At 42.7% G+C, this 16,049-nt stretch carries 11 protein-coding genes and 1 pseudogene; 3 read left to right on the top strand and 9 right to left on the bottom strand.

The window, feature by feature from the left end; translation table 11 throughout:
* Positions 1–123 precede the first annotated feature (123 nt).
* Positions 124–570, top strand: coding sequence for an OsmC family protein (locus ACN6KS_RS14520; protein WP_094868732.1), 447 nt, complete (start codon positions 124–126; stop codon positions 568–570).
* Between the two features lie 132 nt (positions 571–702).
* Positions 703–2,598, top strand: coding sequence for a squalene--hopene cyclase (gene shc / locus ACN6KS_RS14515; RefSeq protein WP_440962300.1), 1,896 nt, complete (start codon positions 703–705; stop codon positions 2,596–2,598).
* Positions 2,599–2,605: 7 nt separating this feature from the next.
* Here shc and ACN6KS_RS14510 read toward each other — a convergent pair.
* From ACN6KS_RS14510 to ACN6KS_RS14475, 8 genes and pseudogenes are all read right to left on the bottom strand, one after another.
* A pseudogene (locus ACN6KS_RS14510) lies at positions 2,606–2,794 on the bottom strand (DinB family protein); the annotation flags it as partial.
* Positions 2,795–2,987: 193 nt separating this feature from the next.
* Positions 2,988–4,607, bottom strand: a complete 1,620-nt coding sequence (locus ACN6KS_RS14505) for a copper amine oxidase N-terminal domain-containing protein (protein ID WP_440962299.1) — start codon at positions 4,605–4,607, stop codon at positions 2,988–2,990.
* Positions 4,608–4,791: 184 nt separating this feature from the next.
* The gene (locus ACN6KS_RS14500) at positions 4,792–5,604 is read right to left on the bottom strand and encodes an anti-sigma factor (protein ID WP_440962298.1); all 813 of its coding nucleotides are present in this window, start codon (positions 5,602–5,604) and stop codon (positions 4,792–4,794) included.
* A complete protein-coding gene (locus ACN6KS_RS14495) occupies positions 5,588–6,178 on the bottom strand; it encodes an RNA polymerase sigma factor (RefSeq protein ID WP_440962297.1) in 591 nt (196 codons plus the stop codon). The genes ACN6KS_RS14500 and ACN6KS_RS14495 overlap by 17 nt, the downstream gene beginning before the upstream one ends.
* Before the next feature lie 199 nt (positions 6,179–6,377).
* Positions 6,378–7,934, bottom strand: coding sequence for a stage V sporulation protein B (gene spoVB / locus ACN6KS_RS14490; protein ID WP_094868729.1), 1,557 nt, complete (start codon positions 7,932–7,934; stop codon positions 6,378–6,380).
* Between the two features lie 149 nt (positions 7,935–8,083).
* On the bottom strand, positions 8,084–9,772 hold the full coding sequence (locus ACN6KS_RS14485) for an ABC transporter substrate-binding protein (RefSeq protein ID WP_440962296.1): 1,689 nt from the start codon (positions 9,770–9,772) through the stop codon (positions 8,084–8,086).
* 88 nt (positions 9,773–9,860) lie between these two features.
* Positions 9,861–10,727 carry a carbohydrate ABC transporter permease gene (locus ACN6KS_RS14480; RefSeq protein ID WP_440962402.1) on the bottom strand — a complete coding sequence of 289 codons (867 nt, stop codon included), beginning with the start codon at positions 10,725–10,727 and terminating at the stop codon, positions 9,861–9,863.
* A 21-nt stretch (positions 10,728–10,748) separates the two neighbouring features.
* Positions 10,749–11,678, bottom strand: coding sequence for an ABC transporter permease (locus tag ACN6KS_RS14475; RefSeq protein WP_094868797.1), 930 nt, complete (start codon positions 11,676–11,678; stop codon positions 10,749–10,751).
* A gap of 389 nt (positions 11,679–12,067) precedes the next feature.
* Here ACN6KS_RS14475 and ACN6KS_RS14470 point away from each other — a divergent pair, with 389 nt between their 5' ends.
* The gene (locus ACN6KS_RS14470) at positions 12,068–12,940 is read left to right on the top strand and encodes an AraC family transcriptional regulator (RefSeq protein WP_341134740.1); all 873 of its coding nucleotides are present in this window, start codon (positions 12,068–12,070) and stop codon (positions 12,938–12,940) included.
* A gap of 139 nt (positions 12,941–13,079) precedes the next feature.
* On the opposite strand, the gene ACN6KS_RS14465 is transcribed toward ACN6KS_RS14470, so the two are convergent.
* The gene (locus tag ACN6KS_RS14465) at positions 13,080–15,869 is read right to left on the bottom strand and encodes a glycoside hydrolase family 3 C-terminal domain-containing protein (protein ID WP_440962295.1); all 2,790 of its coding nucleotides are present in this window, start codon (positions 15,867–15,869) and stop codon (positions 13,080–13,082) included.
* Positions 15,870–16,049 lie beyond the last annotated feature (180 nt).

The following is a 16,049-nucleotide window of genomic DNA, read 5'->3' as shown; positions in this document are numbered from 1 at the left end:
AGTATTGACAGGGTGTAAAGAATAGAATTATAATCTAAACAATTCCTAGAAAAATACTGTGAATTAAACAATATTCCAAGGATCTACTCATAATTGGTTTCCCAGAAGAAGGAGTGTAGACAAATGCCAAATGTTCAAACTTTCAAAGCTACTGCACATTTACAAGATGGGGTTAGGGTCATTACTAAAGCAAGACAATTCGAGCTTGTCATCGACGAACCACAAAATCTTGGGGGCACCGATACAGGCATGAATCCTGTTGAAGCTTTGCTTGCTTCTTTAGGGGCCTGCCAATCCATTGTGGCACGAGTTTATGCCTCTAAATTTGAGGTAGAGCTTGAAGATTTCAGAGTAGATGTTGAAGGTGATTTGGATCTCGATGGATTCTTCAACCGTTCTGATGTTCGCCCTGGCTATTCAGATATTCGCTATACATTCTACATAAAGACCCCATCCCCTGCCGAGAAGGTCGAACAATTTGTACAATTTCTAGAGAGCAAATGCCCTGTAGGTGACACCATTGCTGCTCCGGTGAATCTCAAGCTTAACCGAATCGTGATTGAAAATTAATCAAACCATTGATTAGCTATCATAATTTATAGGACTGTGAGGTTGCATAAGCAACTTTACAGTCCTTTTTCATTTCACTCTCTCTTCCATCATATAATACTAAAAATAAAGGACTGCGGAGGTACCTAAGGAATGAATCCTATACTGAGCACAGTAGATAATGAGATCGAGCGTTTAACAGCATTCCTGATTGATCAACAGCAACAAGATGGATCTTGGCATTTTTGTTTTGAGAATGGGATCGTTATCGATGCGTATATCATCATCCTCTTTCGGATATTGAATGTGCAGAATGAAGATCTGATCCGACAGCTACATGATCGTATTCTTGCGGAGCAACAGTCCGCTGGATTCTGGCAATTGTATAGAGATGAAAAAGACGGAAACCTATCTACCTCGGTTGAAGCTTATTACGCCCTTCTCTACTCTGGGTACAGTAAAGTGACAGATGAGCCGATATTGCGTGCTAAGCATTATATTCAATCCAAAGGTGGGATTGGAAAAGTTACTAGCATCCTAACTAGAGTCATTCTCGCAGCTACAGGACAGAGCAAATGGCCTTTATCAATCTCTTCGATACCGTTGGAGGTACTGTTATTCCCAACTTATTTTCCTATTAACTATTTCGAGTTCTCCGGCTATTCAAGAGTACATCTCACGCCAATGCTGATTATGGCCGATCGGCGTTTCTCGATCTCAACCGCTAATGCTCCTGATCTGTCTAATCTCATTGACACTCGTATTGAAGAAGATGAACCAGCTCCTCGGGGATATGAGGAAATGAATGACGTTATTCAATCTGGACTAAGCCGACTTCTTGGAAGTCCCCGTTACATTCACGAAGCCGCCCGTGCCAAAGCAGAACAGTTCATGCTCCAGCGAATTGAATCTGACGGAACCCTTTATAGTTATGCAACCAGTACAATTCTTATGGTGTTTGCATTGCTGGCTCTGGACTATGATCAGCAGCATCCTCTGATTACGAATGCTATTCATGGACTTACCTCAATGCAGTGCCGTTCTGACGCTAAAACAACGATACAAAACTCTCCGTCCACAGTGTGGGATACGGCTCTAATTTCCTATGTTTTACAGGAGGCTGAAATACCCGATATTCATGTCGCTATTAGACAGGCTGCTTCGTATCTACTGTCCAGACAGCAGTATAAAACTGCCGATTGGAGCATCCATAATCCGGATACGATTCCTGGAGGATGGGGATTTTCCGAGTCCAATACGATCAATCCAGATGTAGATGACACGACTGCAGCGTTGCGGGCCATCCGAAGCTTAGCAGTTACCCAAACAACTTATCAGGAATCTTGGAATCGCGGACTGAATTGGGCCCTATCCATGCAGAATAATGACGGTGGCTGGCCAGCATTCGAAAAAAACACCAATAAAGAAATGCTTACTTGGCTCGCAATCGATGGCGCTAAATCTGCTGCTATTGATCCCTCGGAGGCAGATCTTACCGGGCGAACTTTGGAGTATCTCGGAAACTTTGCCGGACTTGATACGCGGAATAAATTCATCGAACGAGGTGTGAAATGGCTGACCCAACATCAGGAGAAGGATGGCTCATGGTATGGAAGATGGGGCGTTTGTTATATTTATGGGACTTGGGCTGCAGTAACAGGTTTACAAGCAGTTGGTATGCCAACAGATCATGATACATTGCAAAAAGGAACGAATTGGCTTCTAAGCATACAGAACTCTGATGGGGGTTGGGGGGAATCTTGTCATAGTGATCGTCTTTTGAAGTATGTGCCATTAGGTGAAAGTACGCCTTCCCAAACGGCATGGGCGCTTGATGCACTCATCGCTGTTCAAGCAGAACCTACACCTGCGGTAGATCGAGGAATTCAAAGACTAATATCATCTATGAACGAAATCGATTGGAAGAGCTCCTATCCAACAGGCGCTGGTCTCCCCGGCAATTTCTATTCTAATTATCACAGTTACCGTTATATCTGGCCTTTACTCACACTGAGTCACTATAGAAAGAAGTACGGGAAAGTATTATAACGATTAGAGAAGGACTTGTACCGTAACCAAACCATTTATTGAATCCCATTGAAAATGGGATATCTTCTTTGGTCAGTGTTTGTATCCATAAATATTGATCTACATAGATATGACCTAAATTCCACCGGATGTTATTATTAAAACCTAGAGGGATAACATCAGCCTCTGCTTGAGATAACCCAGCTACCGTTTCCATCCTCGGTTATCGGGGATTATGTTTTCTTTGAAATATAACGGAATAGCGTAATTTAAATAATAGATGAACAGGCAGCGACACTCCGGTTATGGAGAATCACTGCCTGTTAATTTGGATTTGCGGCGGCTTACATGAGGATATTACGAACAAGCAGTGGTCGAACACCTCGTTACATAGAATCTTTGACCTTCTCTTACTTCATCGCCGCTTTAGTCAGCGTAATCGACCCGTCTGCTTTTTGGAAATCAACATGCCAGCCAAGCAGTTCAGTAATAAAACGTAGTGGGACGGCGGTCCGGCCATCTTTTATAATCACTGGTGTACCAATTTCTTTTTTCACATTGTTAACCATCATATAATCTTTGCCGATCCAGAAAGTTAACGTATCATCCCCTGCTTTGACCGTTATCGTATCATTACTTGCATCCCAGCCTACTTGCGCTCCGATTCCTTCACTCAGATACCGAAGAGGGATAAACGTCCAGTTGTTCCACAGGAATGGAGTTGTATCCATTTGTGTGGTCTTATCATTGATGATCAGCTGCTTACTTCCAACCCTCATCCAGATTGTTGTCATGTTGTTAGAGGAAGCAGGTTGTGACGGAGTTACCTGGAAAGTGAACTTTTCTGGCATTTGTTGAACGATGGCATCAGCCAGTGCTGTGCCGATCACATACATTCTTTTATCGCCAGCAGCGAAAACATTATAGGCTTTTTCGTAGTCGCCTTTAATGTAATTGTAGAAATAGTCCTGCACATCCTGTTCATGAGCCTGCAATACTTGCGTTGCAGTCGCAGCAGGTAATTTACCACCCGTTGCCGTACCAAGGAAATTACCAAGCGCAGTTGGGAAGTCTTGCAGAAGCTGCATTTTTACTTTTCCTTCCTGGGTCATGTCGTTGTTTTTCACGGCTATGCCCAAGTCAGCGCTGTTGCTGTATTGCGATGAGAAGATTTGTGCGAATTGATCGGCACCCGCTTGACCATATAATGATTTAACAGCAGTGCTCATTTCATTCGCATTTTTTTCGAGCTGTTCTCTAACGGTCTCCGCATCTGGCGCACCTTTATACTGCTCAAGTGTGGTCATGGATTGATAGAAGAAATGAATGGCTAACAGTTGATCGAGCACCGCTCTTAAATCATTTGCGGGCGTTACTACAACTGTATTGTCGAACTTATCTGGGAATTGCTTAACGATGGCTCCGGCAAGTGCCGAGCCAATATCGGACATCCTCTTGAATCCAACAGTGAGATGTTCGTATGCAGCATCATAATCCCCTTTAATGTAGCTGTAGAAGAAATCTTGAACGTCCTTCTCATGAGCGCTTAACACTTGTGTTGCCGTAGCCGCAGGCAGATTACCAGCAGTTGCCGTACCTAGAAAATTACCAAGCTCAGTCGGAAACTCCTGTAACAAATCCTTTTTCACTTCTGCTTCTTGTGTGGCATTGCCATTCTTCACAGCTGATCCCAAATCGGCACTGTCATTATACTGAGAAGAAAAGATTTCCGCGAATTGATCGGCACCCGCTTGACCGTAGATCGATTTCACAGCTGCCTTCATTTCATCCGCATTCTTTTCCAGCATATCCTTTGCTGTTTCTGCATCCATTGTCCCTTGATATTCTTTTAACGTGGTCAGCGCCTGGTATTCAAAATGAGTCGAGAGGAGCTGACTAAGAGTCGCTCTCAGATCGGAGGCTGGTGTTTTAACATTTGGATTCACTGCCCCATTATTCGCTGCCATCGCCATGGACGGAACCAGTAGTACTGTGACTATTGCTGTTGCAACAATTTTCTTCAACTTCATTCTTTTCCATCTCCCTTATTTGTTATGGTATGACCAAAGTATTATTGCTTTCATACAGTTACACGCCGGTCAGTAGGATCTGGATCACTATTTTAGAAAAATATTTTAAAAATAAAAAAAAACGAATGCCCCGGATAGAAATCTCAGGACATTCGTTGTGAATCATTTTCTTACATTTTAACCTTTAGATTTCCGCAGCTAGTACTATGTTTCCACGAGGTTCCTTACCGTTCGCGTCAGGCTCTTGCGTGATCGCAATGGTATCATAATCATCAGGTGAGAACGTATAATAAAGCGCTCCTGTTCCATCCCGAGTGTGAAATGTGCCCGCATTAATCGGTTTGCCACCTTTGAGCAGCCATACCTGAAAAGCTTCATCATCCTTCAGCTCAGGGAGCTTCTCCGCCTGCACAATCAGGTGCGTTCCTTTGCTATCGATAACGATCATCGCTGTCCCTTGGGCAACCAAATCCTTTACCGTTGGTTTTAATGACACCACATTATGGACTTGAAGACCGGTCGCAGGTTCATTACTTAACGCAAGTTGACCTCGCAGCTTCTCTACCTCAGCAAGCAGATTTCTTTTATCCTCATTTAGCACATTTAACCTAACAGCCAGTACACTTGTTGTGATTAAAAGAACGATAGAAGCCACGCTTAATATGGTGTATATTCTCCCTTTACGTTGACGAACGCTTCTCTCAGGTTCATGATTTACCGCAAGGCCAGAGACTTCTGTTTCTTTGGCTTCCTGTTTCGACTCTATAGAGGATTGGATAACATGAGTAAGGATGCGGGATTTCATTCCCGTGGGAGGCTCAACTTCTTCTGTGGTAAGAGGAAAATAGTTCACAAGTTCCGTCATTTCAGCAGCCTCCTGTCGGCATTCAGGACAAAGCTTCAAATGCTCTTCAAAGGCTTCGTGTTCCTTTTTGTCCAATCCCCCTAGCACATACATGCTCAATTCCTCACACAGCTCCTTACGATCTGCGCTCATAATGTACCTCCTCCTTCCACAACTCGAATCGCCCTCGCAACGCTTTTAACGCTAATCTTACTCTGCTCTTTACGGTTCCCAACGGAATTTTATGCTTATCGGCAACCTCCTGCTGTGTGTATCCCATATAATAAATCCATTCCAGCACTTGTTTTTGGTCCGATTGTAAACCCTCTATTTCTTTCTTCAGCTGCTGTCCTAGCAGATTATGTTCAACTGTGAGTTCGGTTGACTCCTCATCACTCCGGAGCCGCTCCCATACAACGTCTTCCACGGGATCTTCCGCTTGCCTCCCTTGCTTGCGAAGCCGGTCAATCGCCAAGTTGCGAGTAATTGCAAACATCCATGTACTTATTTTTCCTTTATTGCTCTCTATTTCGATTCGACTGGCTGCATTCCAAATCCGCACGAATAGTTCTTGCACAATTTCCTCCGCTTCCATTGCATCTTTTACAATACGTAATGCAAACGAATAAATAGGCCTCTCGTATCTATCATATAACTGCTCCAGTGCATCCGTGTCGCGAATGGCAATCTTCTGCAGCAATATCTCATCAGATAACAGCTCCTGCAAGGTGGCTCCCCCTCTCATAAAATCTACTTTTATCTAACACATCATAAAGGTATGTTCTAAATAGAGCAAGATGATTCGGTTCCTACTACAAAAGTTTGGGTGAATGTAGAGATTTAATGATTCATCACAAAAAAAGCCACATAAGATTTAATCTAATGTGACTCTCTATAAATAACGTTATTACCTAACCATATCTCTTTCAAGAAACAGGTGTAATCGTTGGAGGCTTCGCTGCTCTTTCCCAAGCATGGGTGACTTGCAATGTTGCTGCGTAGGTGATCAACGAAACGAATAGCGCTCCGGATAGTTCAAGGAACTGCCCCAGAGCCATTCGTTCCAGAATACCGTGAGCCGTCAACCCGCAGATCGTCATGACAATCCCTCCTGCACCCACCTTGAATACAATGCGAAAATCAAAATAAAATCCGATCGTTCCTGCCACAGACAAAAAATTCAACAGTGTCAGCAGCATGAGTCCCAGTCCGAACCCTATAGCAACCCCTTGGATTCCAATATTAGAACCGAGAACAAAGATCGTAATCACTTCAAAAACATTCGTAAGAATATGGTTCCACATGACGGTTGAGGCTTTCCCCAAACCAAGCAGAATCGCTTGCAATGGCGCTCCAAAATAATAAAGTAAAAACAAGGGTGCAATCAGCCTTAGCAGCTCACCCGCTTCTGGCGAATGATAGATCATAGTAGTTAATGGTACAGCCCATAAGTACAGGATGATTGTACATGGGAGACCTACAATAAGCGCCGATCGCATAGCCATATCCATCCGACTATGCATAAGCTTACTATTATTGCTCACACTCGCTTCGCTTATTGCCGGTATTAATGCAGTGGACAACGATTGTGTGAAGAAGCTGGGAAGAAACAACATCGGGAGAGCATATCCCGCCAGGAGTCCGAATTGCTTGGTCGCCATCTCAACACCTACACCAAACAGGACTAGACTTTTCGTAATCAGCAGTGGGAGAAACGCATGATAGATGGAATGAATAAAACCGCTGCCTGTCATCGGTAAGCCGATGCGCAGCAGATCTCTCAACGTACTGTCTCCCTTGGGTGAAAGACTTGATGGAGGCGGTGGGGAGGTTTTGATCTTCCCCCGATTTGCCCATTTGAAGACAGAAAACAAATAGAGCAAACCAAAACCTTCGCCGATCACGGAAGCCGCCATAGCGCCCGCAGCTGCATAGACAATCCCATAAGGCAGCAAAACGTTGACAACACCGATAATGACAATGATTTGCGCCAAATTCTCAATAATATCCGAAAAGGCCAGCGGGTTCATGTTCTGTTTCCCACGAAAATAACCTTTCAGTACAGCTGACATCGCAATAATTGGAATGATCGGCGTTATAGCGACCATAGCATAATACGCCCGCTGATCGGCTAGAAAAACCGACGCGATCCATTTGGAACCAAATAGAGCCACTAAAGTTAGTATAATGCTCAACGTACCCGTAATACTTAAGGATACTGTGAGAATACGCTTCACTCGCGCTTCATCCTGCTTAACCTCAGCTTCTGAGACAAGCTTTGAAATCGCAACAGGAAGCCCCAGCTCTGTCAGCGTAATAAACAAGGGAAGCAGTGGATGAGCAATCATGAGCAGCCCTACCCCCTCGGCTCCCAAGAAACGTGCCAGCAAGACGCCATTCAAAAATCCGAGCCCTTTTGTAAAAAATGCCGACACGGTTAAAATGAACGTTCCACGAATAAAGCTTTGTTTACGCATCGCCATTTCTACGCATCTCCACCTATGGTTTGTCCTGTCCTACTTTCTAACTTATTCGAACAAACGCTAGGACATGCAGACAAGTATTTGTAAAGTATATAATCTGCAAAAAGCCCGACACACCAACTATGGTGTATCGGGCTTTTCCTCATATTTTAGTATCCGAGCAGACTCTTGGTTTTGTTGAAAATTTCATTAGCCATTTCTGCGTAACGTGAACTTCCATTAGCTTCTGTAGCTGAAACATAGGCATCCCATTTCGATAGGCTCTCCTGACCTGTTATGAATTTCAAGGTCATCGTACTAACATAGTCCATTAAAGGGGTTGAAATCAGGTTCATTTCCTCACTCTCGTCAGGCGTACCCATGATAGGTGGTGCGATAGCACGTGGCTCACGAATAGCAAAAATCCGATCATTATAGTCTTTTTCTCCTGGTGTCATTTTGGATAACTTCAATTTGGAGGAACCTCCATAAGCGAATACCCCGCCGCCAAAGCCGAAATCAACATTCAGTTTCTTCGTTGCGGTATCGTCATTTAATCCATTATACGAAACATCCGGATTCAGCTTGATGGTGCCATCAGCATCTTTGGTATAAGTCTCTCCTTCAACCCCCCATAAGCTGAGCGTCTGCCCTTCATCGGAGTACCATAACCAATCTACAAAACGAAGCATTTTAATAAAATTCTCTTCGCCAAGATCCTTTAAAGCGTTCTGACTGATCATAACGCCGTTTTCTAGTCGGGAGGTTTCGATTTGCAGCTGCCCTTTTGGTCCACCTGGTTGAACAATCATATACAGATCACTGTTCGGATCCTGCATTTTGGTTTTAAAATCAGCCAGCAGCTGGTAATTGCCGTTAATCACAAAGCTGTCGCCTTTAAAAAACTTAGAGCGGGCAGTATCATCTTCTTGTGTAAAGGACTCTGGATCCATAAGCCCCTCATTAATCAGTTTATTAAAATAGGTTAAATAATCTTTAAACTCATTCGTGGAGTTGGCAAAATAAAATTCCTTTTTAGCCTCATCAAACTTCATTCCGTTCGCAAGTCCCCAGCCGCCGGTTACACCATATGGAACAGCAGCAATATTCAGCGTAGATTTCCCTTGGAATTGATCAGAGAATACATAGTCCTTACCTGTATACGCTTTCACTTTCTTCAGTGCTTCATAGAAATCTTCATATGTCCATTTGCCTTCTTCTGCTTCTACATCTACCCCTGCTGCTTTAAAAATATCTTTACGAATGATGTAGGAATAACCACCACCAGCTACTTCCCAAAGGCCAGGCAATACATAATATTTTCCGTCCGCTTGCAATTTGACTTTCAGATCTTCTTCGAGATTCCACTGCTTAACAGCCTTCATGTAATTAGGCATATACTGTACCCAATCACTTATGGCTACAATTTGCCCACTAGGAATAAAGGCAGCTTCCTCATAAGTTTTCGGGATAATATAAGGGGCGTCTCCACTATTGACTAACAGTGACTTTTGATTTTCATATTCAGAACGGGCGGTTATAGATAAGTCGAAGCTTACGTTTGTTTTTTCCTTGATCGCACTCCATAGCCTCCAATCTTCTTTATACGGATAACCTTCATTGTCACTAAACATCATTGAGTAGGTCACAGGTTCATTAGAATTAAATGTTTGATCCTCTCCAAATTTGTAATCCAGTGTCGCTTCTTTATCAGGAGTATTCTCTGCTGTATTATTTCCCGATGCTGAAGGAGGTGGAGATGCATTGTTTTTCTCATTACTTGAGCACCCCGTCATACCAAATGCTAACACTAGCGCCATAGTGACCCCTAAAAATTTACTGCTTCTTGTTTTATTCATCCCTAACCTCCTAAAAAATTTGTGAACGAGAGCTTACTTGGTAAACTTGGACTCTATCTTTGATCTATATCCAGGAAGTAAATCCCCGTTACCCTTTTACAGAACCGATCATCATCCCTTGTACGAAGTACTTTTGCACAAACGGATAGATACAAAGGATCGGCAATGAGGTGAGAACCATAGCTGCTGACTTCACAGTTGCTGCAATCTGATTGGCGGTTTCGGAGGTTGCTCCGACCTCGGTTGGACTGATGGCGTTCTCAATAATTTGCCGTAAATATAATGCCACTGGCCATTTATCCTTTGATTGCAGGTACAGTGAAGGACCGAACCAGTTATTCCAAATGCCTACCATCACAAACAGCACCATCGTTGCTATAATCGGCTTGGACAAAGGCAATGTTATTCTCATAAAAATTCCGTAAATATCCAGACCATCCACTTTAGCCGCTTCTTCCAGCTCATTAGGCAAACTTGCGAAAAAGGTCTTCATCAAAATGACATTAAAAGCGCTGATCGCTCCAGGAATTACAATTGCCCAGATGGAATCCCTCATGCCTAAGGTTTTAGCAATCAAAATGTAGTTAGGGATCAGACCCCCTCCGAAATACATCGTAAAGAGCACAAAGGGAATGAAGAACTTATTCATGCGCAATTTATCCTTGGAGAGTGGATAGGCTAAAATAGCGGTAGCCGTCACTGAAATCAATGTCCCAACAACCGAATACAGAATGGTATTGCCGTAATACTTAAAAAAGTCAGGCTTACTCAAAATGATCTCATACGTTTTGGTTGTGAAGCCTACCGGATAGAAGCTAACCTTACCCGCATATACGGCGGCTTCCGAACTAAACGACTGAGCTATCAAATAGACAAATGGATATAGGGTGAAAAATACAACAATCGCCATTATGAATCCGTTTACAATAGTAAATGTACGAGAGGATATGGACATCTTCACGCCAAGCTCTCCTTTCTACCACAAGCTCGAGTTTGTAGTTTTTTTCGAAATTTGGTTTGCGATTGTAACCAGGATCAAGCCAATAACGCCTTCAAATAACCCGACGGCTGTAGCAAAACTGAAATTACCACCGGTAATCCCCATTCGATATACATAAGTAGAAATAACATCTGCTGTTTCATAGGTCAGCGGATTGTACAATAGCAAGATTTTCTCGAAATTGGAACCTAAGATCCCGCCAATATCCAGAATAAGTAGCGTCATAATGGTTGGTAAAATACCGGGAATCGTTACATGAAGCGCCAGCCGAAAACGGCTTGCTCCATCGATTTTAGCCGCTTCGTACAGTTCGGTATTAATGCTGGTCATAGCTGCTAAATAAAGAATCGTCCCCCACCCTAACCCCTGCCAAATCCCTGATGTGACGTAGATCGTCGGAAACCATTGCGGCAACGAGATAAAGGCTATTTTACTAAAGCCCAGATTAGCCAGCAGCGCGTTGATTGGTCCATTTAAAGACACCATTTCCTTGATCATGCCTGCCACAATAACCATCGAAATAAAATGCGGTAGATAGGATATGGTCTGCACGAGTTTCTTCACCCGCATGCGCACCAGCTCATTTAGAAGCAGAGCGAAGATGAGAGTTAACGGAAATCTGAAACATAAATAAGTGACACTCAATACCAAGTCATTCTTAAATGCTCTCCAAAAGGTAGGATCATTCATGAATTTGCGGAAATAGGATAACCCTACCCATTCCGAGCCAAATAAATTGGGTCCCCCTCTGTATTTTCGAAAGGCAATTACATTCCCCAGCATCGGCGCATATTTGAAGATGAGAAAATAGAGTACGGGTATAACCAGAAACGAATACAGCTTCCATTCCTTTCTGACGTGCATCCAAAGTGAGCTTGTGTGCACTGCCTTGTTTCCGACTGCCATGACATCGCCACTTTCCTTTTTATAATGTATATTCGTTGTTAGCTGAACTGAGTGTTCAGTTAGCCGATTCTCAGCTACATAACAGGATGCCAATCCTTCAAAATCAATAAGGTCGGTCATCATTAGTTCTGTTGTTGTATAAATCTCATCCTCCTCATTAAAGAAATATTATGAAATAAATAGATAATTTACCAATAACGTGTTATTATTTTGAATGCGGTTTCAATGGCTTTATTATATCGGCTTTATTTTTACTGTTCTTCGTGAATTTTGCTTTTGACTGATCAAATATTGCTAAAATACACAATCCGTTATGAATGTCTTTTACGAAATCTTTGATTTGATTAGAATCTATCAAATGATTTGAACAACGAAAGGACGGGATACTGATGATCGAAACGCTGCATGGAGCGATGGAAACAGTCTCCTATAACGAGCATTTCGGAATTCGTATTTATTTAAATCAAGAAGCTGAGAATTACCCCATCCATTGGCATACCGCCGCTGAGGTCATCATGCCCCTCGAAAATACTTATACCGCCGTCATCGACAGCACCGAGTATAAGCTTAATTCGGGTGATATTCTCATCATTCCCTCGGGGCAGCTACATCAGCTCTATGCACCTGAGTCCGGTAAACGGCTCATCATGCAGTTTGATTGCTCCATACTTTTCAACCTAAATGGCTTAGACTCTACTTTTCATTTGCTTCGCCCATGCTTAGTTATTACAGCGGAACAGAATAAGGAGCTACATGGTTCACTCAAACCCCTGCTGTTGAATCTGATGAATGAGTATTTTAGCCAATATCTGCTTAAGGAAGCTGCGGCATATTCCATACTGGTTCATTTTTTTGTCGTTTTAGGACGAAATTTCATGGGTAAGGAGCGTCACTTTTATCATGTAAAACAGCAAAATCAGCATAAATACATTGATAGGCTTCTACAAGTCTGCAATTTTATTAATGAGCACTGTACGGAGAACATTCAGGTGGAAGAACTCGCAGAGATTGCTGGGTTTAGCAAATATCACTTTATGCGTTTATTCAAACAATTCATGGGAATGTCCTATTACAGCTATATCAACCAGCATCGCATCATGCATGCAGAGAAGCTGCTTATCGATCCGAATTTATCTATTATGGAAATTGCCATGAATTCCGGATTTGAGAGTCTTCCCACCTTTAACCGCGTGTTCAAAAATTACAAAAAATGCACGCCAACAGAATACAAAGGTCTTTACGGAAATCATTCACAGCATTAATGACGTGACCTACTCCCATCAGAAGTGGTTACTAGCGGTTCCATGCAACAATAGGTACAACAAAAAAACCGCGAAAAATATCGCGGTTTTTAGAAATAAACGGTATTAACGATCTATCTAATAATAAAACACGTGATACCTAGTCGACTTTATTGAATTCAATCCAATCGATCTGCAAACCTGGTTTGATGAACTCTAATGTCATATCATAAAGACCTGCTTCAAGCTCAACTTTCACAAGCTTTTGTCTAATCCATTGACCTTCAGTACCATTCGTTTGAATGGTTGTCATCAATTGATCATTCACAGACACATTGCATGCACTTTGAGCCAGTTCAGGTTCGGTTGACATGATATGCACCAGGATACGGTATTGACCAGCCTGTTCTACTTTAAAGCTAGTCGATCCTTCTACGACAGGTTTAACCTGTGGATTTTGAGATAACGATTGAGCTTGTTGTTCAGAAAGTGAAGGATTAGCTTTGAAGGACTCCACTGTTTCTACGATTTCCTGTTTTCTCGAGAATACAGGTGCATTCATGATAAACTCACAAATGTTTTTAGCAGAACGTTGCAGCTCTCCACGGGTTAACGTACCATTTCCCAAGGACTCAATGGTGTTATCATTCCATCCGTTAATTTCCGCACCATAGTTAGGTACAACCATATAGAGGTCGTTTTGTGCACGAACCATCCAATTTGTAAATTTACGATCTGCTGGTCCGCCATTAACGACATCATTCATGATCGCCCACCAGTCTGTCATTACAATCCCTTTAAAGCCCCACTCCCCGCGAAGGATCGTGGTGTTCAAATCATAATTAGAAGCCGCCCAATGTCCGTTAACTGGATTATAGGAAGTCATGATAGAATTCGAACCGCCCTGCTTCACCGCGATTTCAAAACCTTTTAAATAAATCTCACGAAGCGCACGTTCAGACACTACGGCGTTTACCTTACTGCGGTGCTTCTCCTGATTATTACAAGCGAAATGCTTCATCGTAGCGGTAGAGCCGCCTTTCAGAATACCGCGAGTACATGCAGCAGCAAACACTCCAGAGATCAACGGATCTTCTGAAAAATACTCAAAGTTACGCCCATTAAGCGGACTGCGTCGGATATTAAGGCCAGGTCCAAGCAAGGAATCAACGTTATTTCTTAACAATTCTTGTCCTTCCAGAACATAAAGTTCTTCGACCAAATCCGCATTCCATGTAGCTGCAAGAAGTGTTCCGATGGCAACTTGAGTCGCCTTAGCACCGCTATCCATACGAATCCCTGAAGGACCATCAGCTGTAGCTGCAACCGGAATTCCGAGATTAAATAAACTGTCACTTACGCCTCCAAATGCAGAGGCCGTTCCCGGTGTAACTAAAGGACTGCTCATGCCTTCGCCCCGTACAATTGCAGCCAAATCCTCATCGCTGAGCTGGGCAATAAAGGCTTCCATACTAACCTTCTGTTCATATACGTCTCTTAATTTATATCCTTTATTACCTGTTTGTGAGATCGTCTCTGGAAGATTAGTTTCAATTCGCTCAGCTAACGAAATCTTACGTTTAGGAACTTCAACATAAACAATCTCGTACGAACCGTCCGACTTCTGAGTGCCTGGCATCATTCTCGTGAAGCTTTCTGTAGGCGCAAGAGCTTCTTGCAGTTGCTCCACAACTTGAAGAGTTTCTACAACGTAGCCATCTTTACCCTCAACGCCGACTGCTACCACTTGTTTAACACTAGTTCCCACATACAAGCGGTATGTACCTTCTTCGAGAACATAGGCAGAAGCATGCCCTGTCACGCCTGCGTCATCATAAGATGCCATCGACTGAGCTGAGAAACTCACGGTAAGGCGCTGAGCTTCACCTGGTTCAAGGACTTTTGTCTTACCGAATGACACCAGAGCTTTAACTGGTTTACCGAGCTTACCTTGCGGAGCTTCATAATAGACCTGAACAACCTCTTTACCAGCAAAGGTAGTTCCTGTATTGGTAACGGTTACGCCGATTTCAATGTAAGACTCGCCTTCTTTGGTCATCAATTTAGCTTCTTCTGGCTCGATACTAAAAGTTGTATAAGATAAACCATAACCAAATTCAAATTGAACCTTATCTGGGCAAAATGTCTCGAAGTAACGATATCCTACATAGATATCTTCCTGATACAAGTTCATAAATTCGTTTCCGTAATTCTGTGTTGACGGGTAATCATTGATGGAATATGCGATTGTATCCGTCAGTTTACCACTAGGAGTTACCTCTCCAGACAGCACATCTGCAATCGCATTTCCGCCTTCCATACCACCCTGCCATGAATAAATCACAGTTGAAATCGGATATTTATAGCTTTCATCGTTCATCCAGTTCATATCAATAATGTTGGAAACATTCAGAACAACGATCGTTTGCTCAAAATATGTAGTTACTTGCTTCAGCATTGCCTTTTCATCATTCGTTAGTTGATAACTACCCGGAGCGTCGGCATTATCCTGATCTTCTCCTGCTGTACGTCCGATTACAATGACAGCCTTGTTGGATTTGTTTCTAGCCTCGGATACCAATACATCGTTCAAAGACATTTCCTTCTGATGCCAAGGTTCTGCAGCCCATGCGCCTCCACCGTTGTCAAATGGATTCTGCTCAATCCACTTTTCATAAACCGCTGCCAGTTCTTCGTTAACTGTAAAGTTCTTCTTAGTGCGAAGACCATCCAATAAATTGGTCGTATAAGTAACATGGACACTACCGCCGGAACCTGTACCACTTCGATAATAATTCACTTGGGATCTGCCAAAAATCGCAACATTATCGCCTGCGCCAAGCGGTAAAACCTGATTGTCATTCTTCAGCAGCACTGCACCTTCTGCGGCTACTGTCCGGCTAAATTCTGCAAAACCTTCTAATGGAATTCCCACATTCTGTGTGCTCAACTTATTTCCTCCTGTTGTTCAATTCTATAGGTTGTTTCTTGAAATCTTCATTCCTTTAATAACATGCTAACAATGCATCTATATCATTATAGTACATTGGAAAACTGGAATATATATAATAATTAACTTTATTAATATAATAATTTTAGTTTAGACCATTCACTAATTTAATAACGAGTA

The organism is Paenibacillus nitricinens, from assembly GCF_052056485.1.
Classification (GTDB): domain Bacteria; phylum Bacillota; class Bacilli; order Paenibacillales; family Paenibacillaceae; genus Paenibacillus_AQ; species Paenibacillus_AQ nitricinens.
Note: the sequence above shows the minus strand (reverse complement) of the source record. Positions and strands in the feature narration are given on the sequence as shown.